Source organism: Streptococcus infantis (genome assembly GCF_047464715.1).
GTDB classification, from domain to species: domain Bacteria; phylum Bacillota; class Bacilli; order Lactobacillales; family Streptococcaceae; genus Streptococcus; species Streptococcus infantis_S.
The window spans coordinates 162,234-183,958 of record NZ_JASHBJ010000002.1 but is presented as its reverse complement, the minus strand read 5'-3'; the positions used below and the strand labels follow the sequence as shown (position 1 = coordinate 183,958).

The following is a 21,725-nucleotide window of genomic DNA, read 5'->3' as shown; positions in this document are numbered from 1 at the left end:
AAAAGAAAGGATAGCTTTTGAGAATTCAAAAGTAAAAAGAACATGAGTAAAGAAATGCTAGAGGCCTTCCGCATTTTGGAAGAAGACAAGGGAATCAAGAAAGAAGATATCATCGACGCAGTGGTAGAATCACTTCGTTCTGCTTACCGTAGACGCTATGGTCAATCAGATAGCGTAGCTATTGACTTCAACGAAAAAACAGGTGACTTTACTGTCTATACTGTCCGTGAAGTTGTTGATGAAGTATTTGATAGCCGTTTGGAAATCAGTTTAAAAGATGCCCTTGCCATTAATTCAGCCTATGAGCTTGGTGATAAAATCAAATTTGAAGAAGCACCAGGAGAGTTTGGTCGTGTAGCAGCCCAATCTGCAAAACAAACCATCATGGAGAAAATGCGTAAGCAAACACGTGCCATTACCTACAATACTTACAAAGAGCATGAACAAGAAATCATGTCAGGTACAGTTGAACGTTTTGACAACCGCTTCATTTACGTCAACCTTGGAAGCATCGAAGCTCAATTGTCAAAACAAGACCAAATTCCTGGAGAAGTGTTTGCTTCCCACGATCGTATCGAAGTTTATGTCTACAAAGTGGAAGACAACCCTCGTGGAGTTAACGTCTTTGTAAGTCGTAGCCATCCAGAAATGATCAAACGTTTGATGGAACAAGAAATTCCAGAAGTTTACGACGGAACCGTTGAAATCATGAGCGTAGCCCGTGAAGCAGGTGATCGCACGAAAGTTGCGGTTCGTAGCCACAATCCTAACGTTGACGCTATCGGAACAATCGTTGGACGCGGTGGTGCAAACATCAAGAAAATCACTAGCAAATTCCACCCAGCTCGTTACGATGCTAAGAGCGACCGCATGGTACCTGTAGAAGAAAATATCGATGTTATCGAGTGGGTAGCAGATCCAGCTGAATTTATCTACAATGCCATTGCTCCTGCCGAAGTTGACCAAGTTATCTTTGATGAAAATGACAGCAAACGTGCCTTGGTCGTTGTGCCAGATAACAAACTATCACTTGCAATCGGTCGTCGTGGACAAAACGTTCGCTTGGCGGCTCACTTGACTGGATACCGTATCGATATCAAGTCTGCAAGTGAATTTGAAGCTATGGAAGAAGCAGGTCAAGTTGATTTCGCTGACACAGACGAATTGACTGAAGAATAAAAGCTGCAAGAGGAGGGAAAGATGAAAACAAGAAAAATCCCTTTGCGCAAGTCTGTTGTTTCCAACGAAGTAATTGATAAGCGAGATTTACTCCGTATTGTCAAGAACAAAGAAGGAGAGGTCTTTATCGACCCGACAGGCAAGGCTAATGGCCGTGGCGCTTATATCAAGCTAGACAATGCAGAAGCCCTAGAGGCTAAAAAGAAAAAAGTCTTTAACCGTAGCTTTAACATGGAAGTTGAAGAAAGTTTTTATGACGAGTTGATTGCTTATGTTGATCACAAAGTGAAAAGAAGAGAGTTAGGACTTGAATAAACAAAAAGTAAGTAATCTCTTGGGACTTGCTCAACGAGCAGGGAAAATTATCTCGGGTGAAGAAATGGTTGTCAAAGCCATTCAGGAACAGAAAGCCAAGCTGGTATTTCTAGCGCATGATGCTGCCCCCAACCTGACCAAGAAGATTCAAGATAAAAGTCACTATTATCAAGTAGAAGTTGTAACCGTGTTTTCAACACTGGAATTAAGCATAGCAGTTGGGAAATCAAGAAAGGTTTTAGCTGTGACAGATGCTGGATTTACAAAGAAAATGAGGTCTCTTATGGAATAGAAGAGGAGGACATGATTTGTCTAAGAAAAGATTGTACGAAATCGCAAAAGAACTTGGAAAAGAAAGTAAGGAAGTTGTAGCGCGTGCAAAAGAGTTGGGCTTGGAGGTGAAGAGCCACTCGTCAAGCGTTGAAGCTGATGCTGCTGAAAAAATCGTTGCTAGCTTTAAGCCTGCTGCCCCTAAAGCAGAAGCAAAACCTGTAGCACCAAAAGCAAGTGAAGCGAAGGTGGAAAAGAAATCTGAAACGCCAGCAACTCCAAAGGAAGAAAAAGTTGTAGCTGCAAGACCACAGAGTCGAAACTTTAAGGCGGAACGTGAAGCGCGTGCCAAAGAGCAAGCAGAACGACGCAAGCAAAATAAGGGTAACAACCGCGATCAACAACAAAACGGTAATCGTCAAAAGAACGATAACCGTAATGGTGGGAAACCTGGTCAAGGAAACCGTGACAATCGCCGTTTTAACGACCAAGGGAAGAAACCACAAGGCCAAGGAAATCGTGGCAATGATTATCGTCAACAAACTGATAATCGTCCAAACCAAGCTGGTCCTCGTATTGACTTTAAAGCTCGAGCAGCAGCTCTGAAGGCTGAGCAAAATGCAGAATACGCACGCTCAAGTGAGGAACGCTTCAAACAGTCTCAAGTTGCCAAAGAAGCCTTGGCTCAAGCTAATAAACGCAAAGAACCAGAGGAAATCTTTGAAGAAGCTGCTAAGCTAGCTGAACAAACTCAGCAAGTGGTTGAAGTAGCTCCTGTAGTCAAAGAGCCTGTAGTGGATACACGTCGTAAAAAACAAGCCCGACCAGACAAAGATCGTGATGATTACGATCGTGAAGAAGATGGTCCTAGAAAACAACAAAAGAATCGAAGTAGTCAGAATCAAGTGAGAAATCAAAGAAATAGTAACTGGAATAACAATAAGAAAAATAAAAAAGGCAACAAGCAAAACAACCGTAACCAGACTCCAAAACCTGTTACAGAGCGTAAATTCCATGAATTGCCAACAGAATTTGAATATACAGATGGTATGACTGTTGCGGAAATCGCAAAACGTATCAAACGTGAACCAGCTGAGATTGTTAAGAAACTATTTATGATGGGCGTTATGGCCACTCAAAACCAATCTCTGGATGGTGAAACAATTGAACTCCTTATGGTTGATTACGGAATTGAAGCTAAACAAAAGGTTGAAGTGGACAATGCCGATATCGAACGTTTCTTCGTAGAAGATGATTATCTGAATGAGGATGAGTTGGTTGAACGTCCACCAGTTGTAACAATCATGGGACACGTTGACCATGGTAAAACAACCCTTTTGGATACTCTACGTAATTCACGTGTTGCGACAGGAGAAGCTGGGGGTATCACTCAGCATATCGGTGCCTATCAGATTGAGGAAAATGGTAAGAAGATTACCTTCCTTGATACACCAGGACACGCGGCCTTTACTTCCATGCGTGCACGTGGTGCTTCTGTTACCGATATTACTATCCTAGTTGTAGCGGCAGATGACGGGGTTATGCCTCAGACTATCGAAGCCATTAACCACTCAAAAGCAGCTAATGTTCCAATTATCGTTGCTATTAACAAGATTGATAAACCAGGTGCAAACCCAGAGCGCGTTATCGGTGAATTGGCTGAACACGGTGTTATGTCAACAGCTTGGGGTGGAGATTCTGAGTTTGTAGAGATCTCAGCTAAATTCAACCAAAATATCGATGAACTCTTGGAGACTGTTCTTCTTGTGGCTGAAATCCAAGAACTCAAAGCAGACCCAACCGTTCGCGCCATCGGTACCGTTATCGAAGCCCGTTTGGATAAAGGAAAAGGTGCGGTTGCAACCCTCCTTGTTCAACAAGGTACTTTGAACGTTCAAGACCCAATCGTTGTTGGTAATACTTTCGGACGTGTCCGTGCCATGACCAATGACCTTGGACGTCGTGTTAAGGTTGCAGGACCATCAACACCAGTATCTATTACAGGTTTGAATGAAGCACCTATGGCGGGTGATCACTTTGCTGTATACGAAGATGAAAAATCTGCTCGTGCAGCTGGTGAAGAACGTGCTAAACGTGCTCTTATGAAGCAACGTCAAGCTACACAACGTGTCAGCCTAGAAAATCTTTTTGACACTCTTAAAGCTGGTGAACTTAAGTCTGTTAACGTCATCATCAAAGCCGACGTTCAAGGTTCAGTTGAAGCCCTTGCTGCTTCCCTTCAAAAGATTGATGTGGAAGGTGTAAAAGTTACCATCGTCCACTCAGCAGTTGGTGCCATCAACGAATCTGACGTTACTCTTGCTGAAGCTTCAAATGCCTTTATCATTGGTTTCAACGTACGTCCTACACCACAAGCTCGTCAACAAGCAGAAGCAGACGATGTAGAAATCCGTCTCCACAGCATCATCTACAAGGTTATCGAAGAGATGGAAGAAGCCATGAAAGGTATGCTTGATCCAGAATTTGAAGAAAAAGTTATCGGTGAAGCAATTATCCGTGAAACCTTCAAAGTGTCTAAAGTGGGAACAATCGGTGGATTTATGGTTACTAGCGGTAAAGTTACCCGTGACTCTAAAGTCCGTGTTATTCGTGACGGTGTCGTTATTTACGATGGTGAACTTGCAAGTTTGAAACACTATAAAGATGACGTCAAAGAAGTTACAAACGGCCGTGAAGGTGGTCTCATGATTGATGGCTACAACGATATCAAGATGGATGATGTGATTGAGGCCTATGTCATGGAAGAAATCAAGAGATAAGATTTTTGCTCCTTTCTTAGGTGGTGAGGGACGCAAGCAAACCGATGTTTCATTGCTTATTTTTGAGCCTAGAGTCTCAAAAATTCCCAGTGATTGAACTGAATTATCAGCTCAATCACTTTCACCACGGCGAAAGAAGCCGATGAGTTCAAATTGAACTTCGTTCCAATTTGAATTGAAAATCAATAAGTTTAGAAAAAGCTAGGTCTGCTGGCCTAGCTTTTGGTTCAATAGAGAGAAAGGAATAGCATGGCAAATCATTTCCGTACGGATCGTGTGGGCATGGAAATCAAGCGCGAAGTCAATGAGATTTTGCAAAAGAAAGTCCGTGATCCCCGTGTCCAAGGTGTGACCATCACAGATGTTCAGATGCTAGGTGACTTGTCTGTTGCTAAGGTCTACTACACTATTTTGAGTAACCTTGCCTCAGATAATCAGAAAGCTCAAGTCGGACTTGAAAAAGCAACTGGTACTATCAAACGTGAGCTTGGTCACAATTTGAAATTGTATAAAATTCCAGACTTGACCTTCGTCAAAGACGAATCCATCGAGTATGGAAACAAGATTGACGAAATGTTACGCAATCTGGATAAGAACTAAGAAAGAGGGGAAACCCTCTTTTTTGTTACTTTAAACATGACGATAGATTAACTAATTGCCCTTCTTAAAAGTCGGTTAAAAAAATGTATTAATCTCTAAGAGTATGATATGATAAAGCTGGACTTGAATGAAAAATGGAGATATAGATGGCTAAACAAGATATAGCTATAAAAGTTTTACAACAAGTTGTAAATCTTCCTGTCGTGAAAGTAAATAGAGAAAAATTTTTAGTTGAGAAGTTTTCTAAAGAATTAGATAAGAAGGATATTGCCAAATTGTTAGAACAAGGTCCTCCTTCATTATTACCCCAGGAAACCTTAGATAGGGTAGCCAGGTCCTGCATAAAGGATAATGTTTTACGAGCAAGTGGAACATCTGTTCTAGCAGGTCTACCTGGAGGTATTCTAATGGCGCTTACTATTCCAACGGATGTAGCTCAGTTTTATGCTTTTTCCTTGAAATTAGCCCAAGAATTGGGATATATTTATGGATTTAATGATCTTTGGGCATCAAGAAATGACTTAAGTGAAGAAGCTAAAAACACACTATTACTTTATTTAGGGGTCATGCTTGGGGTAAACGGAGCGGGTGCCTTGCTTCGTTCTGGTGGTGTTACAGTCGCTAAACATGTAATGACCACAGTGCCTCAGAAAGCCGTAGGCAAGGCTGGTTGGTACCCTATTTTAAAAAAGGTTATGAAAATTTTTGGGGTTACTCTTACAAGGAGAGGCTTGGCAAAGGGAATGGGAAAAGCGATTCCTATTCTAGGTGGGGTTATTTCAGGGGGATTAACCTATGCGACTATGAAACCCATGGGTGAAAGATTGCAAAAAGAATTATCCAAATTAGTGAATTATTCTGAAGTGCAATATCAAAATGATATGGCAATTATTCGAAAAGAGGCTGAGGTGATCGAAGCTGACTGATATGAAGAAACTAGCAGACTTGTACTGCTAGTTTTTTTATCCTAGTCCTTGTGGTATAATAAAAATAGTTAAATGATTAGAAATAGACTCATGGAGGTTCTCATGGACAATATAATCGATGTATCAATTCCTGTTGCGGAAGTGGTGGACAAGCATCCAGAAGTTTTAGATATCCTAGTAGAACTCGGTTTTAAGCCTCTTGCAAATCCCTTGATGCGCAATACAGTCGGTCGCAAAGTATCGCTCAAACAGGGATCTAAGCTCGAAGGAACTCCTATGGACAAGATTGTACGCACACTGGAAGCAAATGGTTACGAAGTGATTGGATTAGACTAATGGCAGATGAACGAATTCATGTCCTTCGGGATATTTTATTAGAATTGCATAATGGAGCCTCTCCTGAATCCGTTCAGGAGCGTTTTGATGCAACCTTTACAGGTGTATCTGCTATTGAGATTTCCCTTATGGAGCACGAGTTGATGAACTCTGACTCAGGCGTAACCTTTGAAGATGTCATGGAACTCTGTGATGTGCATGCCAATCTTTTTAAAAATGCTGTTAAGGGCGTAGAAGTTGAGGATGCCGAGCATCCTGGTCACCCTGTGCGAGTCTTTAAGGATGAAAATCTAGCACTCCGTGCTGCCTTGATTCGGGTCCGTAGATTGCTCTCGACTTATGAGTCTGTGGACGATGAGGAAATGCTGGTTGAGATGCGCAAAGGGTTGGTACGTCAGATGGGGCTTGTTGGGCAATTTGATATCCACTACCAGCGCAAGGAAGAGCTCTTTTTTCCTATCATGGAACGTTATGGACATGATTCACCTCCCAAAGTCATGTGGGGAGTTGATGATCAGATTAGGGAACTCTTTCAAACAGCTTTAGCGACAACCAAGTCGCTCCCAGAAGTACCAATTTCCACCGTAAAGGAAGCTTTTGAAGCTTTTGCGACAGAGTTTGAAAGTATGATTTTTAAGGAAGAATCAATCCTTCTCATGATTCTGCTTGAATCCTTTACTCAGGATGACTGGATTCAGATTGCTGAGGAAAGTGACGCCTATGGATATGCCATTATCCGTCCGTCTGAGAAATGGGTTCCAGAACGTCAAAGTTTTGTTGAGGAAAAAAGTGTAGAAGAACCAACTCAGCCAGAAACTGTAGATGGACAAGTTCAGCAAGTGATTGATACGCCAGAAGGGCAGTTTACTATTACCTTTACACCTAAGAAAAAGGAAGTAGTGCTGGATCGCAATAGCCAACAGGCTTTTGGAAATGGCTATCTTTCAGTTGAACAAGCCAATCTTATCCTCAATCATCTGCCTATGGAGATTACCTTTGTCAATAAGGATGATATCTTCCAGTATTATAATGACAATACACCAGCGGATGAGATGATTTTCAAGCGGACACCGTCTCAAGTAGGACGTAATGTTGAGCTTTGTCACCCACCCAAGTACCTTGATAAGGTAAAAACCATTATGAAAGGTCTTCGTGAAGGAAAAAAGGACAAGTACGAGATGTGGTTCAAGTCGGAGTCACGGGGCAAGTTTGTCCATATCACTTATGCTGCGGTACACGATGAAGACGGAGAGTTTCAAGGAGTCTTGGAGTATGTTCAGGACATCCAACCCTACCGTGAGATTGATACAGACTACTATCGAGGAATAGAATAAGGAGAAAAAATGAGTTACGAGCAAGAATTTATGAAGGAATTCGAAGCCTGGGTTAATACCCAAATCATGATTAACGATATGGCACACAAGGAAAGTCAAAAGGTCTATGAAGAAGATCAAGATGAGCGCGCTAAAAATGCCATGATTCGCTACGAAAGTCGCTTGGACGCCTACCAGTTCTTACTAGGTAAATTTGAAAACTTCAAGACAGGCAAGGGATTCCATGATTTACCGGAAGGTTTGTTTGGCGAGAGAAATTATTAATGTTTAGAAATTAGAAAGGGGAGTAGGACTCCCTTTTTCATTGTTCCTTGAGCCTTTTTGTGTTACAATGTTAGCATGAAAACGAAAAATATTATTAAAACAGGTTTAGTCGTGGCAGGGCTTGGAGCACTTGCCTTTGGAGCTAAGAAAGTAGCCGATGATCACAAACTCATGAAAACACAGGAAGAGTTGACTGCTATTGTGCGTGACTATTTCTCAGAAATGGGTGAGATTGGGACTCTCTATGTCCAAGTATACGAAAGTAGCCTAGAACGTCTTGTTGGTGGTGTCATTTTTGAAGATGGTCGTCACTATACCTTTGTCTATGAAGATGAAGATCTCATCTACGAGGAGGAAGTCTTATGATTTCTCCTAAAAATATAGAAGAATTAGCAAATCTAGTAGAGCAGGATGGCAAGAAGGTCTTCCTTTTTGTTGCGGATTGGTGTGGCGATTGTCGTTTTATCTATCCTGTCTTGCCAGAGATTGAAGAATCAAATCCAGAGTTTACCTTTATACGAGTAGACCGAGATGAGTACATGGAACTTGCTAAACTTTGGGATGTTTACGGAATTCCTAGTCTTGTTGTATTAGATAAGGACATGGAGATTGGGCGTTTTGTCAATCGTGACCGTAAAACCAAGGAGCAAATCAATGACTTTTTAGCAGGTTTGAAATAGGAGAAAAGAATGATTTTTACATATAATAAAGAATATGTAGGCGATGTCTTTATGGTCATCGTGAAAAACAGTGGTGACGCCAAGCTAGATGCTGAGCGTAAAGGCAATATTGCGCGTGTTTTTCTAAAAGAAACTGGTGAAACTGTCGCTTGGAATATTTTTGAAGTTTCTAGCTTATTTGAGATTGAGAATCGTGGCCAAGTATTTCTAACAGACGACCAAGTGGCTCGTTTGAATCAAGAACTACAGGCTCAAGGGTTTACGGAAGAAATCATCAATGACAAGGAACCAAAATTTGTGGTTGGTGAGATTGTAGAAATGGTTGCGCATCCAGATAGTGATCACTTGAATATCTGCCAAGTTGCTGTTGGAAATGATAAAACAGTACAAATCGTTGCGGGTGCTCCCAATGCGCGTGTCGGCTTGAAAACCATTGTAGCTCTTCCTGGAGCCATGATGCCAAAAGGCAATCTCATTTTTCCAGGGGAACTTCGTGGAGAAAAGAGTTTTGGGATGATGTGTAGTCCTCGTGAACTTGCCTTACCAAATGCTCCACAAAAACGTGGTGTCATTGAATTGGCAGACGACCAAATTGTTGGGACTCCGTTCAATCCAGCTAAACATTGGACAGCTTAATCCGTAACAGTTATCTATGCTGTTCGCTTGAGGAAAATAAGATGGCAAAAAATGTAGTCATTACAGGTGCAACGTCAGGTATTGGTGAAGCTATTGCGCGTGCATATCTAGAGAAAGGTGAGAATGTTGTACTCACAGGGCGTCGAACAGAAAGACTCCAAGCTCTCCAAGCTGAGTTCACAGAAGCCTTTCCAAATCAAAAAGTCTGGATCTTTCCGCTAGATGTAACCGATATGACAATGGTTAAAACGGTTTGTTCAGATATTCTTGAAGCAGTAGGTTCGATTGATGTTTTAGTTAATAACGCTGGACTTGCTTTAGGTTTAGCTCCATATCAGGACTATGATGAGTTGGATATGTTGACCATGCTGGATACCAATGTCAAGGGCTTAATGGCGGTTACGCGTCGCCTCTTGCCTTCCATGGTGACTACAAATCAAGGCCATATCATTAATATGGGTTCAACCGCAGGTATTTATGCCTATGCGGGTGCAGCAGTCTATTCAGCAACCAAGGCTGCAGTCAAAACATTTTCAGATGGGATTCGGATTGACACCATTGCTACAGATATCAAGGTGACCACTATTCAACCTGGAATTGTAGAGACGGATTTTTCTAAGGTACGTTTTCATAGAGATGAAGCACGGGCTGCGACTGTTTACCAGGGGCTTGAGGCCTTGCAAGCGCAAGATATCGCTGATGCAGTAGTTTATGTGACCAGTCAACCACGTCGTGTACAAATCACAGATATGACAATCATGGCTAATCAACAAGCTACTGGGTTTACAATTCACAGAGATTAATATTATTTTAAAAAAAGTTACAAATGTTGTAACTTTTTTTCTTTTCCTTCGAATAGATAAGTAGGAGGATGAAAAATGTATAATAAAGTTGTTCTTATTGGAAGAATCGTTGCAACACCAGAATTGCACAAAACCAACAATGACAAGTCAGTGGCTCGTGCGACTATTGCTATTAACCGTCGTTTCAAGGACCAAAATGGGGAACGTGAAGCTGACTTCATCAATATTGTTGTCTGGGGCAAACTGGCTGAAACCTTGGCTAGCTACGCGACTAAAGGCAGTCTCATTTCTGTAGATGGGGAGCTCCGTACCCGTAAGTTTGAGAAGAATGGTCAGACCAACTATGTGACCGAAGTTCTCGCCACAGGCTTCCAACTTTTGGAAAGTCGTGCTCAACGTGCTATGCGTGAAAACAATGCAGGTCAAGACTTAGCAGATCTGGTTTTGGAAGAGGAGGAACTTCCCTTCTAGTAATAATAAAGAAAGCTGGTTCGTCAATAGACCGGCTTTTTCTATTTTTCTAGTTATATTGTTCGGAAATTACTTCTTAAGATAGGTCAAATAAATGTACTTGTACAATAAAATCAAGCACTTTTTTTGAAAAAGTAGTAGAATAAAGTAATATATATTCAAAATTTTCAGAAAAGGAATAAAATTTGAAGGGAAATAAAGAGAAAAAAGAATTGTTGAAATGGCTGATAAAGCGTATATTACTGATGATTCCAGTGGTCTGTATTCTCTTTTGGATTTTTGGCCGTTGTCAAACAAGTGGCATCAAGGATCAGACTAAAATTGGTGTAACCTATATGACCATGAACAATGAGTTCTATAAAAGTATTCATTCGGAAATTAGTCGAATTTCCGATGAAAGAGGAGCTCTTGTTTGCGTCCGAGATCCAGAATTGGATGAAGAAAGGCAGAGCCAGCAGATTGATGATTTTTGTGCTCAAAAAGTTGATGTGATTGTGATCAATCCGGTCAAGGGGGATAGTCAGTCCATTTTAACTGCTCTTGAAAAAGCTAGAAAACAAGGAATTAAAATCATTGCAGTCGATACCCAACTGAAAAATTTTAAGCCCGATGCAAGTATTGTATCTGATAACTACCAAGCGGGAGTATTGATTGCTAAAGAGCTGATGAAACGTTCCTCTAGCGCTCGGGTCCTCCTTTTGGAGCATAAGGGGACTGTTTCAGCAGATATGCGGATTCAGGGGTTTAAAGACACTATAGAGGGGCACAGTTCTTATCAGATTGTATCGGAACTAGAAACCAAGGGGCAAACGGAGATCGCCATGCCGGCTGTCCAGAATTTTTTACAATCAGGGGTTGAAATTGATACCTTGGTTGCCTTAAATGACCGCTCGGCTATAGGAGCTTTAGCTGCAATTAAGGAGCAAGGAAATAGCCAGTCCATTGCAATTTATGGAATCGATGGCTCACCAGATATGAAATCCTTGTTGCATTCGACAGATGATGTAGTGGGAACCGTTGCTCAATCTCCCTTGAAGATGGGAGACCGTGTTATGGAAGTTATCCAAGATATTTCTGAAGGGAAGAGCTATACCAAAGAGGTGATCATTCCAGTTAAAATGATGACAAAGGAAAACATTGATCAGTTTGATGTGAATGGGTGGCAGTAATGAGAAAGTTTAGAGGTGTTCGATACAGTTTGGCCATTCTTATGGTCGTGAATTTTATTGCTGTTATGCTCAACAGCATCATCTATCTTCAAGCAACCAACTATATCATCGCTCAACGCCAAGCCTCTCTATTATTGGAGCGCCTAGAGCGTATTCCTTTTGCTCCATCTACGACTTTTTGGTTGTCAGCAATCTTATTTGCTGGGATTGCCTTAATATCAATGAGTCGTTATAGACCTCAAACAAGTCGATGGTCTATTTTTGATAAGAGGAATCTTCTGGAGATTCTCCTGATGCTACTTTTGATGTGGGTTCAGAACATAGCTTATAACGGGCTCATTCTCTTGGTTTTTGCGGATATCTTCTATGGCTCCAAAGAGTTGAATACCAAGAGAGATCGGAAGTATTGGTTTGCCTTTATCCTAGTGAGCTTCTTGATGCTCCTTGTAACTAATTCAGACGTCTTTTCGCTTTTCTTCCCGATTCCTTCTCTTGATACCTATATTCATTTTTATCCTGAATCTATCCGTATTTTGGCCTTTTTCTTAAAGAATTCCCTCTACGCCTTGAATATGGTACTCTTCATTATTTCACTTTTATTTTATATCATGAATGTCCTTGCGGAAAACCATGAAGTTGAACAAGAGCTGGCCATGGTGTCCAAGGTTAATACCGAGTTGAACAACTATATGGCCTTATCTGAGAAGATTGCAGAGGATCGGGAGCGTAAGCGGATTGCTCGGGAGATTCACGATACCTTGGGACACGCGTTAACAGGGATTTCAGCAGGTTTAGATGCTGTCGGGGTCTTGATTGATATCAATCCAAGTCGTGCCAAAGAGCAGGTAAAAAACGTATCAGAAGTCGTCCGTGAAGGAATCCAGGATGTAAGAGGCTCTCTCAATCGCCTTCGTCCAGGAGCTCTTGAGGGACGAACTCTCAAAGATGCTTTAGAAAAGACAATCCGCGAGTACCAAATTCTTTCAAACTTGCAAGTTAATCTCAACTATGAATGGATCGATGTCGATATGGACGTCATGATTGAAGATACAATCTTTCGTGTGATACAAGAGTCTATGACTAATGCGGTTCGCCACGGTCATGCCAGCCACATGGACCTCCATTTTTTTGAGGACGAAGAAGATTACATGATTGAGTTGCAGGATAATGGAGTTGGGTTTGAAACCTTGACCTATGGCTACGGACTCAAACAGATGATGGAGCGTATTTCAATTCTAGGAGGCCAGCTTCAATTTGAAAGTCGCGATGGATTTTTCACACGTGTTAGTTTACCAAAATATAAAGAAGGGAGATAAGAGATGATGATAAAAGTAATGGTGGCGGATGACCAGTCCTTGATTCGAGAATCTCTGAAAATTATTTTGTCGGCCTACTCAGATATTGAAGTGGTAGCCACAGTGGAAGATGGGAATCATGTCTTGTCTAGCATTCCACACTCGCATCCGGATTTAATCTTAATGGATATTCGGATGCCAGGCATGGATGGGGTTTTGGCTACAAAAGAAGTAAAAGAGCACTATCCGGATATCAAAATTATTATTTTAACAACCTTTGACGATGATGAATTTATCTATAGTGCGCTCAAGTATGGTGCTTCAGGGTATCTCTTAAAAGGAGCCTCGACAGAGGAGCTTTATGAAGCTATTAAGGTGGTGCATCAGGGAGGAGCAATGATCAACCCTGATATCGCAAGCAAGGTCTTTCAAATTTTCTCACAAATGGCCAAATCAAATTTCTCTATTGCTGTGGATGAGGATAACGTTAAGGATTTGAGTACGACGGAATGGCGCATTATCCAAGAGATTGGCTATGGTGAGTCAAATAAAGAGATTGCGGCTAAACTCTTCTTATCAGAAGGAACTGTTCGTAATTACTTATCAACGATTTTGTCGAAATTAAACCTAAGAGATCGAACGCAATTAGCGATTTGGTCAGTCCAAACAGGAGTGACCCGACGTGATTTTTCAAAAGGAAATACGGAATGAAATTGAAGCGAAAGCAACTTTGTTTAGGGATTTGTCTCCTTTTTATGCTCTCTTTGAGTGCTGGTTTTTATTGGTGGAAACAGCAACCGACCGTTCTTCATATAGGAGTTTATGCAGGCTCTAGTTGGGATGTACCGACCAGTCAACGTTCCCATGCATTGGATCTTGCGATTCAAAAATTTGAAAAATCCCATCCTAATGTCCGTGTGGAATATGAAAATGGAATTCCGCAGTCGGAATATTCAAACTGGCTCTCAGAAAAAATTGTATCAGGAAAGACCCCTGATGTGTTTATGGTTTCTGAGAAAGATTTGTCCTTATTGGCGGCACGTGGCGTTTTAGAAAAGTTAAACGGCTATATGAATAAAGAAGACCAAGTTGCTTTTTATCCTGTTGCATTTGAATCAGGTGTCTATCAGGGGCAAACCTATGCCTTGCCATATGAGAGTAATCCTATTTTGATGTGTGTCAATAAAGATTTGCTGGATAAAGAAGGCATTGAGGTTCCCAAAGAAGGTTGGAGCTTGGAAGAGTTCTATACAATTTGTAAAAAACTAACCAAAGATACCAATGGAGATGGTCAATTGGATCAGTTTGGGAGTACAGAATATACCTGGAAAGAAGCTTTGGCAGCAAATGGGGGTAGTCTCTTTCAAGGTGGGATGCTCAAACTTACGGCTCCAGAAGTCAAAGAATCTTTGACTTTTTTACAAAAATTGGAAGAGCTGAATAAGAACTATAAGGTGAGTTCCAAAGATTTTGACCAGGGGAAAGTAGCGTTTTACCCCATGACTTTGGCTCAATATAGGACTTATAAACCTTATCCCTATCATGTTTCCAAATATTCAAACTTCACCTGGACCTGTATTCCTATGCCTGCTAAGTCAAAAACCACCAAGGCGACTTTGGTTACGACTACTTCTTTTGCCATGTCGGCACGGACTCCTCATTCAAAGTTGGCTTGGGAATTGATGCGAGTGTTGACAGAAGATCCAGAAATTCAACAACTCCTCTTTGCTCAATCTCAAGGGATTTCCGTTATGCCACAGGTGGTCCAAAGTCAGTCTAGTAAAGACCTTCTACAGGTAGATGATTTTGGCACGGACTCCTTAACCAATCAGACCTTGAATCGTATCATGGAACAAGCTGTTGAGAGTAGTCCCAAAAATGTATCCAAAGAAGTGTTAGAAAAGCTGGACTATTTGATTAGCAATGCTTTACGCAATCAGGATGTTGAGAATCGCCTGCCACAAATTCAAAGGGAGATTGAAAGTAGTCTTCAGGTAGGAGTTTAAAGAAAATAAGATGACATCGTGTCAAGTGACAGATGTCATTTTTTTGTTGCTAAATGTCATGTTTATAATGTGACATTTGACAATGTAAAAGCGCTTCCAAATAATCTACAATAGAGTCAAATAAAGGAGGCGTAGCAAAATGAAATACCTCATTTTAGTCAGTCATGGTGGATTGGCAGAAGGGCTAAAAACATCGCTAGCTATGTTTGCTGGTGACAAGATGAATCAGGTCATCGCAGTTGGACTTAAAGAAGGAAAATCCGTTGATGACTTTGCAGTTGATTTTAGAGAGAGCATTTTAGAATTGACAGCAGATGATTCTGTGCTGGTCTTGGCAGATATTGTAGGTGGTAGTCCATTAACTACAGCAACCACTGTCCTAGAAGAAGCTGGAAAGCTAGATGGAGCTTTGATCCTTGGTGGGATGAACCTCACCATGGCCTTGACAGCAGTTGTGATGAAGGATGTGTTGGATGGAGACGATTTGTCAGCAACTATCTTATCGGAAGCACAATCTGCACTACAACCTTTTGAAGTTTCAGCCACTAGTGTTGAAGAAGATGATGATATTTAATAGGAGGTACCTTATGGTAGTAACATTTGTACGGATTGATGATCGCATGATTCACGGTCAAACAGTCACACGCTGGGCAAAAGAAAAACCATGTGATGGTTTGATTGCTGTAAACGATGCAGCAGCATCAAACAAGGTTTTGATCCAAGCTTACAAAGGAGCATCAGACAAGAAAACCTTTGTATGGACAAAAGAAGCCTTTAAAGAAAAGTCAGCAAAAGTAACGGAATCTGACAGTCGGTACTTCTTGATTACCAAAAACCCAATCGATATGAAGGAAATTTTGGTGGATCAAGGTTTTGTCCCAGGAGATGTTAAAGAAATCATCGTTGGCCCTGCAAATGATCGACCTGGTGCAGTGAAATTGGGTAATAACCAATCTATCACACAGGAAGAAGCAGAAGCCTTTCAGGCTATCCAGGCAACAGGTTACAAGGTTAAATTCCAATTGTTGCCTGATGTTTCGATTGGTTACTGGGACGATTTCAAATCTAAATTTGGTTTTTAAACCTAACAGTTTTATTAGTTAGGTAAATAAATTTACAAACAAAAAGGAGCGTTTGTTATGACAATTTCATGGATTCAAGCAATCTTGCTTGCAGTTTTCGCCAGCTTGTCTTCAATGCCTGGTATGGGTGGTTCCAGTATCGGGAACTATACACTCGGTCGTCCCTTGATTGGTGGGTTGATCTCAGGTTTAATTCTTGGAGATGTGACAACCGGTATTATGGTCGGGGTTGCCCTTCAAGTCGTTTATATCGCCTTGGTAACACCTGGTGGAACCGTATCTGCCGACGTTCGTGCAATCTCTTATATCGGTGTTCCTCTTGCTATCTTGTTTGTGCATGCAAATCACATCACAGACGAAGCTGGAATTGCAGCAGCTGCAGCTCCAATCGGTGCAGCCGTTGGGACAATCGGTACTGTTCTTTTCTACGGTACAGCTACAATGAACTTGCTTTGGCAACATATTGGTTGGAAAGCCGTTGAAGAAGGAAACTTCAAAAAACTCTACGCAGTTGACTGGGTTTATCCTTGGATTTCTCACTTCCTCTTCTCTTTCCTTCCAACTATGATTATCACCAAATATGGTGAAAACATGGTTGATTTGATGAAACTTTACCTTCCTATGGATGGTTTCTGGATGAAAGCCCTCTTTACAGTTGGAGCCCTTCTCCCATGTGTCGGTATTGCTATCTTGTTGAAACAAATTGTTACAAAAGCAACTGACTTCATTCCATTCTTTGTTGGATTTACTTTGGCTAAATCTCTAGGATTGAACTTGGTAGCTAGTGCTGTTGTTTCATTAATCTTTGCAGTAATCTACTATGAACTTGAAGTGATTAAATCTATGAAAGTAGCTCCGGCTGGAGTGGTGTACGTAGACGATGATGAGGAGGATATTTAAGATGGCTGATAGAAAGAAAATTTCAAAGAAAACATTAGCAAAAGCATTTCATCATTGGTATTATGGCCATTTGACTTGTTTCTCTCAAGAACACATGCAAACCTTCGGGTACTTAACTTCAATGCTTCCAATTGTAGAAGAGATGTATGATACAAAAGAAGAACAAAAAGATGCCATGCAAACCTATACCGCCTTTTTCAATACTGAACCGCAACTTGGATCCCTTGTTGTAGGGATTACAGCTGGTTTGGAAGAAGCGCGTGCAAATGGAGATGCAGTAGATGGTGAAACCATCAATGGGATGCGTGCCGGTTTGATGGGACCAATCGCTGGTATTGGTGACTCTTTGATAGTTGGTACCTTGATTCCAGTTCTTTTGGGGATTGCACTTGGTCTTTCAAAAGGTGGTAACGTCGCTGGTGCTATCTTCTACATCGTCGTGTGGAATTTCCTAGTCTACTTTGGTATGCGCTTTGCCTTCTTTAAAGGGTATCAATTAGGGGATAAAGCCGTTGAATTTCTTGTAGGACCAAAAGGACAAGCTCTTCGTAAAGCGATCAGCGTTGTTGGTGGTATGGTTATTGGTGCCGTAGCAGCGACTTGGGTCTCTGTTACAACAGCACTCGAATTCAAAAATGCTAACGGAGAAGCCTTCCTTAAAATTCAAGAAAAGATTGATGGTGTTTATCCAGGTCTCTTGACAGCAACCTTCATCACTATTTGCTGGTGGTTGATGTCTAAGAAAAAAGTTTCACCAAACAAAGTCATGTTAATTCTAGTTGTTGTTGCCTTAATTGGTGTTGCTCTAGGTATCTTTGACCCACATCTTAATTACTAAGGTCAAGAGAACCCAATATTTACTAGTAAAAATTTTGAGAATGAAGTAGACTAATCTCCTTCTCTTACACTTCATTCTCAATTTTTATCAGGAGGATTTTCATGGTTACAAAACAAGAACTTGTTAATGGATATGAAACAGAAATTAAGTATCAACGCCACATGCTTGAAAATTTGGGTCGTTGGTTCAGTTTGCTCTTTATCACTGCTAGTATTGGTGTGGTATTGATTTATCTTTTTCATAAAACCTTCCTCCCACTCTTAATTTTCGGAATTTTACTTGCCTTGATTGGAATATTAGGAATGGTGGTTTTTGGATATGGTATCTACCGCGGGCGGATCAATCTCCAAAAGGTTATCGATGATTTCAATCAAAAGTTGACGATTCTCAATTAATATTAAAGGAACATCTCTTTCATTTTTGAGGTGTTTTTTTCTTGACTATTTCTGACTAAGTGATACAATAGAACTATGGTTTAGCACTCGTATGCAAAGAGTGCTAATAATATGATTATCTTATGGAGGAAAGCAGATGTTGAAACCATTAGGAGACCGCGTGGTCTTGAAAATTGAAGAAAAAGAACAAACAGTTGGTGGCTTTGTCCTTGCAGGATCAGCCCAAGAAAAAACAAAAACAGCTAAAGTAGTAGCTATTGGACAAGGTGTTCGTACCTTGAGCGGTGAACTAGTTGCTCCAAGTGTAAAAGTTGGAGATCAAGTTTTAGTCGAAGCTCATGCGGGTATTGAAGTCAAAGATGGTGATGAAAAATATGTCATCGTTGGTGAGGCTAACATCTTAGCAATTGTGGAAGAATAATAGGAGGAAATAAGTATGTCAAAAGAGATTAAATTTTCATCTGATGCACGCTCAGCAATGGTCCGTGGCGTTGATATCCTAGCTGATACTGTTAAAGTGACCTTGGGACCTAAAGGCCGTAACGTTGTTCTTGAAAAATCATTTGGTTCACCATTGATTACCAATGATGGGGTGACAATCGCTAAAGAAATTGAACTAGAAGACCATTTTGAAAATATGGGTGCCAAATTGGTATCAGAAGTAGCTTCTAAAACCAACGATATTGCTGGTGACGGGACAACCACTGCAACTGTCTTGACCCAAGCCATCGTTCGTGAAGGAATCAAGAACGTTACAGCAGGAGCAAACCCAATCGGTATCCGTCGTGGGATTGAAGCAGCAGTTGCAACTGCTGTAGAAGCCTTGAAGAACAATGCCATTCCAGTATCAAGCAAGGAAGCAATCGCACAAGTCGCTGCCGTATCCTCTCGCTCTGAAAAAGTGGGTGAATACATCTCTGAAGCCATGGAAAAAGTTGGTAAAGATGGAGTTATCACTATTGAAGAATCACGTGGTATGGAAACAGAGCTTGAGGTTGTAGAAGGAATGCAATTCGATCGTGGTTATCTATCACAGTACATGGTCACTGACAATGAAAAAATGGTTGCAGACCTTGAAAATCCATACATTTTAATCACTGATAAGAAAATCTCAAATATCCAAGAAATTTTACCACTTCTAGAAAGTATTCTTCAAAGTAGCCGTCCACTCTTGATTATTGCAGATGATGTTGACGGTGAAGCTCTTCCAACTCTTGTTTTGAACAAGATTCGTGGAACCTTCAACGTCGTTGCTGTTAAGGCTCCTGGCTTTGGGGACCGTCGTAAGGCTATGTTGGAAGATATCGCTATCTTGACAGGCGGAACTGTTATCACAGAAGATCTTGGTCTTGAATTGAAAGATGCTACTATTGAAGCGCTTGGTCAAGCAGCGAGAGTGACTGTAGATAAAGATAGTACTGTTATTGTAGAAGGTGCGGGAAATCCTGAAGCAATTGCTAACCGTGTCGCTGTCATCAAGTCTCAAATTGAAACAACAACATCAGAATTTGACCGTGAAAAACTCCAAGAACGTTTGGCCAAATTGTCAGGTGGCGTAGCAGTTATCAAGGTTGGTGCTGCAACTGAAACTGAGTTGAAAGAAATGAAACTCCGTATTGAAGATGCTCTTAACGCGACACGTGCAGCTGTTGAAGAAGGTATCGTTGCAGGTGGTGGTACTGCCCTTGTTAATGTTATCTCAGCTGTCGCTGCCTTGGAATTAGAAGGCGATGAAGCAACAGGTCGCAATATTGTTCTTCGTGCCTTAGAAGAGCCAGTTCGTCAAATTGCCTACAACGCAGGCTATGAAGGTTCAATCGTTATTGATCGTTTGAAAAATGCAGAAGCTGGTACAGGCTTCAACGCTGCAACAGGTGAATGGGTCAACATGATTGAAGCAGGAATTATCGATCCTGTTAAGGTTAGCCGTTCAGCCCTTCAAAACGCAGCATCAGTAGCAAGTCTTATCTTGACAACAGAAGCAGTTGTGGCTAATAAACCAGAACCTGTAGCACCAGCTCCAGCTATGGATCCATCAATGATGGGTGGTTACTAGAGAATATAAAAATAACAGGTAGAGATGAAAGATTTTCTACCTGTTTTTTTACATGAAATGCAAAAGAGGAAGTTATGCTTCCTCTTGTTTATTTTATGGTTTGATAACTTCAGCTCCACCCATATATGGACGAAGGACTTCAGGAATAGTAACAGAACCATCTTCGTTTTGATAGTTTTCAAGAATAGCAGCGACGGTACGTCCAACAGCAAGTCCAGAACCATTCAAGGTGTGGAGAAGTTTAACCTTACCATCGGCTTCATCACGGTAACGGATTTGGGCACGACGAGCTTGGAAATCTTCTGTGTTTGAACAGCTTGAGATTTCACGGTAAGTATTTTGTGCTGGAATCCAAACTTCCAAGTCGTAAGTCTTAGCAGCTGAGAAGCCCATGTCTCCTGTAGAAAGAGCAACTACGCGGTATGGAAGGTTGAGTTTTTGAAGGATGTTTTCAGCGTTGGCTGTCATCTTTTCCAATTCTTCGTATGATTCTTCAGGTTTAGCAAATTTCACCATTTCAACCTTGTGGAATTGGTGCAAACGGATCAATCCACGAGTATCGCGACCAGCTGAACCAGCTTCAGAACGGAATGATGGACTCATAGCAGTAAAGTAGATTGGCAAGTCTTTTCCGTCAAGAATTTCATCACGATAGTAGTTAGTCAAAGGTACTTCAGCTGTAGGAATGAGGACATAGTTGGTATCACTGAGCTCAAAAGTATCTTCCTTGAATTTTGGATATTGACCAGTACCAAACATAGAATCATGGTTAACCATGTAAGGTGTGATGACTTCTGTATAGCCTTCCTTACCATGCTCATCTAGCATAAAGTTGTAAATAGCACGTTCCAAACGAGCTCCAAGGCCTTTATAGAAGAGGAAGCGCGCTCCAGTTACTTTTCCACCACGTTCCCAGTCAAGAATACCGAGGTCTTCACCTAGATCCCAGTGAGCTTTTGGTTCAAAGTCGAACTCGCGAGGAGTTCCCCAACGGCGAACTTCTACGTTATCATCTTCGTCTGCACCGATAGGCACGCTGTCAGCGGGGATGTTTGGAAGAGTAGTGGTAAATTCTGTTAATTTAGCGTCAATTTCTGCCAACTCAGCATCGAGTGCTTTGACCTCTGCAGAGAGAGTTTGCATGGCAGCAATCTTGTCATCGGCATTTTCCTTGTTGCGCTTAGCTTGAGCAATCTCAGCAGAAACTGTGTTACGCTCTGCCTTGAGGGTTTCAACCTTAACCAAGATGTCACGACGTTTAGCATCGATTTCTTTCATCTCGTTCAAGATAGCAGCATCTACACCACGTGTAGCCAATTTTTCTGCGACAGCATCAAAGTCTGTACGAATACGTTTGATATCTAACATATAAACTCCTTTATGAAAAAAG

General features: G+C 41.3%; 26 protein-coding genes. 25 read left to right on the top strand and 1 reads right to left on the bottom strand.

The annotated features are described in order from the left end of the window. The first annotated feature begins 42 nt into the window (after positions 1-42). The 25 genes from nusA (at position 43) to groL (ending at position 20,335) form a co-directional block, all read left to right on the top strand. Positions 43-1,179, top strand: coding sequence for a transcription termination factor NusA (nusA, locus tag QM419_RS05675; protein ID WP_006144963.1), 1,137 nt, complete (start codon positions 43-45; stop codon positions 1,177-1,179). Between the two features lie 21 nt (positions 1,180-1,200). Next, positions 1,201-1,494, top strand: coding sequence for an RNase P modulator RnpM (rnpM, locus tag QM419_RS05670; protein ID WP_006144965.1), 294 nt, complete (start codon positions 1,201-1,203; stop codon positions 1,492-1,494). Next, positions 1,487-1,786 (top strand): YlxQ-related RNA-binding protein, encoded by a 300-nt coding sequence (locus QM419_RS05665; protein WP_178895425.1) that lies wholly within the window; start codon positions 1,487-1,489, stop codon positions 1,784-1,786. The genes rnpM and QM419_RS05665 overlap by 8 nt, the downstream gene beginning before the upstream one ends. A gap of 16 nt (positions 1,787-1,802) precedes the next feature. Beyond that, on the top strand, positions 1,803-4,544 hold the full coding sequence (infB, locus tag QM419_RS05660; RefSeq protein ID WP_414278174.1) for a translation initiation factor IF-2: 2,742 nt from the start codon (positions 1,803-1,805) through the stop codon (positions 4,542-4,544). Positions 4,545-4,793: 249 nt separating this feature from the next. Then, on the top strand, positions 4,794-5,144 hold the full coding sequence (rbfA, locus tag QM419_RS05655; protein WP_414278173.1) for a 30S ribosome-binding factor RbfA: 351 nt from the start codon (positions 4,794-4,796) through the stop codon (positions 5,142-5,144). A gap of 146 nt (positions 5,145-5,290) precedes the next feature. Continuing rightward, a complete protein-coding gene (locus tag QM419_RS05650) occupies positions 5,291-6,070 on the top strand; it encodes a hypothetical protein (RefSeq protein ID WP_414278172.1) in 780 nt (259 codons plus the stop codon). A 102-nt stretch (positions 6,071-6,172) separates the two neighbouring features. Continuing rightward, positions 6,173-6,406 carry a DUF1858 domain-containing protein gene (locus tag QM419_RS05645; RefSeq protein ID WP_000368732.1) on the top strand — a complete coding sequence of 78 codons (234 nt, stop codon included), beginning with the start codon at positions 6,173-6,175 and terminating at the stop codon, positions 6,404-6,406. Continuing rightward, positions 6,406-7,740, top strand: coding sequence for a DUF438 domain-containing protein (locus QM419_RS05640; protein WP_414278171.1), 1,335 nt, complete (start codon positions 6,406-6,408; stop codon positions 7,738-7,740). The genes QM419_RS05645 and QM419_RS05640 overlap by 1 nt, the downstream gene beginning before the upstream one ends. A gap of 9 nt (positions 7,741-7,749) precedes the next feature. Continuing rightward, a complete protein-coding gene (locus QM419_RS05635; RefSeq protein WP_414278170.1) occupies positions 7,750-8,004 on the top strand; it encodes a DUF1912 family protein in 255 nt (84 codons plus the stop codon). Between the two features lie 75 nt (positions 8,005-8,079). Then, positions 8,080-8,370: a DUF4651 domain-containing protein gene (locus tag QM419_RS05630; protein WP_024053819.1), complete on the top strand. Its 291-nt coding sequence runs from the start codon at positions 8,080-8,082 to the stop codon at positions 8,368-8,370. Then, positions 8,367-8,684, top strand: a complete 318-nt coding sequence (locus QM419_RS05625; protein ID WP_414278169.1) for a thioredoxin family protein — start codon at positions 8,367-8,369, stop codon at positions 8,682-8,684. The genes QM419_RS05630 and QM419_RS05625 overlap by 4 nt, the downstream gene beginning before the upstream one ends. A 9-nt stretch (positions 8,685-8,693) precedes the next feature. Next, positions 8,694-9,320: a YtpR family tRNA-binding protein gene (gene ytpR, locus QM419_RS05620; protein ID WP_414278168.1), complete on the top strand. Its 627-nt coding sequence runs from the start codon at positions 8,694-8,696 to the stop codon at positions 9,318-9,320. Between the two features lie 41 nt (positions 9,321-9,361). After that, complete coding sequence (locus QM419_RS05615) at positions 9,362-10,123, top strand: SDR family NAD(P)-dependent oxidoreductase (RefSeq protein ID WP_414278167.1); 762 nt, start codon at positions 9,362-9,364, stop codon at positions 10,121-10,123. A 75-nt stretch (positions 10,124-10,198) separates the two neighbouring features. Next, on the top strand, positions 10,199-10,594 hold the full coding sequence (locus QM419_RS05610) for a single-stranded DNA-binding protein (protein WP_414278166.1): 396 nt from the start codon (positions 10,199-10,201) through the stop codon (positions 10,592-10,594). 185 nt (positions 10,595-10,779) lie between these two features. Beyond that, positions 10,780-11,763 (top strand): substrate-binding domain-containing protein, encoded by a 984-nt coding sequence (locus QM419_RS05605; protein WP_414259547.1) that lies wholly within the window; start codon positions 10,780-10,782, stop codon positions 11,761-11,763. After that, on the top strand, positions 11,763-13,079 hold the full coding sequence (locus QM419_RS05600) for a sensor histidine kinase (protein WP_303404158.1): 1,317 nt from the start codon (positions 11,763-11,765) through the stop codon (positions 13,077-13,079). Before QM419_RS05605 ends, QM419_RS05600 begins: the two co-directional genes overlap by 1 nt. A 6-nt stretch (positions 13,080-13,085) precedes the next feature. Continuing rightward, a complete protein-coding gene (locus tag QM419_RS05595) occupies positions 13,086-13,769 on the top strand; it encodes a response regulator transcription factor (RefSeq protein ID WP_004251853.1) in 684 nt (227 codons plus the stop codon). Next, positions 13,766-15,064 (top strand): ABC transporter substrate-binding protein, encoded by a 1,299-nt coding sequence (locus tag QM419_RS05590; RefSeq protein WP_414254339.1) that lies wholly within the window; start codon positions 13,766-13,768, stop codon positions 15,062-15,064. Before QM419_RS05595 ends, QM419_RS05590 begins: the two co-directional genes overlap by 4 nt. Before the next feature lie 139 nt (positions 15,065-15,203). Then, the gene (locus QM419_RS05585; RefSeq protein ID WP_414278165.1) at positions 15,204-15,638 is read left to right on the top strand and encodes a PTS sugar transporter subunit IIA; all 435 of its coding nucleotides are present in this window, start codon (positions 15,204-15,206) and stop codon (positions 15,636-15,638) included. 13 nt (positions 15,639-15,651) lie between these two features. Continuing rightward, positions 15,652-16,146 (top strand): PTS system mannose/fructose/N-acetylgalactosamine-transporter subunit IIB, encoded by a 495-nt coding sequence (locus QM419_RS05580; RefSeq protein ID WP_195183841.1) that lies wholly within the window; start codon positions 15,652-15,654, stop codon positions 16,144-16,146. A 57-nt stretch (positions 16,147-16,203) separates the two neighbouring features. Continuing rightward, positions 16,204-17,046: a PTS mannose/fructose/sorbose/N-acetylgalactosamine transporter subunit IIC gene (locus QM419_RS05575; RefSeq protein WP_214262371.1), complete on the top strand. Its 843-nt coding sequence runs from the start codon at positions 16,204-16,206 to the stop codon at positions 17,044-17,046. Next, positions 17,030-17,884, top strand: a complete 855-nt coding sequence (locus tag QM419_RS05570) for a PTS system mannose/fructose/sorbose family transporter subunit IID (protein WP_029689583.1) — start codon at positions 17,030-17,032, stop codon at positions 17,882-17,884. The genes QM419_RS05575 and QM419_RS05570 overlap by 17 nt, the downstream gene beginning before the upstream one ends. Before the next feature lie 101 nt (positions 17,885-17,985). Further along, the gene (locus QM419_RS05565) at positions 17,986-18,279 is read left to right on the top strand and encodes a hypothetical protein (RefSeq protein ID WP_000256768.1); all 294 of its coding nucleotides are present in this window, start codon (positions 17,986-17,988) and stop codon (positions 18,277-18,279) included. Positions 18,280-18,415: 136 nt separating this feature from the next. Continuing rightward, positions 18,416-18,700, top strand: a complete 285-nt coding sequence (gene groES, locus QM419_RS05560; protein ID WP_000917314.1) for a co-chaperone GroES — start codon at positions 18,416-18,418, stop codon at positions 18,698-18,700. A gap of 15 nt (positions 18,701-18,715) precedes the next feature. Next, positions 18,716-20,335, top strand: a complete 1,620-nt coding sequence (groL, locus tag QM419_RS05555; protein WP_414278164.1) for a chaperonin GroEL — start codon at positions 18,716-18,718, stop codon at positions 20,333-20,335. A gap of 93 nt (positions 20,336-20,428) precedes the next feature. Here the strand turns inward: groL and serS are convergent, their stop codons facing one another. Further along, a complete protein-coding gene (gene serS, locus QM419_RS05550; RefSeq protein WP_303404161.1) occupies positions 20,429-21,703 on the bottom strand; it encodes a serine--tRNA ligase in 1,275 nt (424 codons plus the stop codon). Positions 21,704-21,725 lie beyond the last annotated feature (22 nt).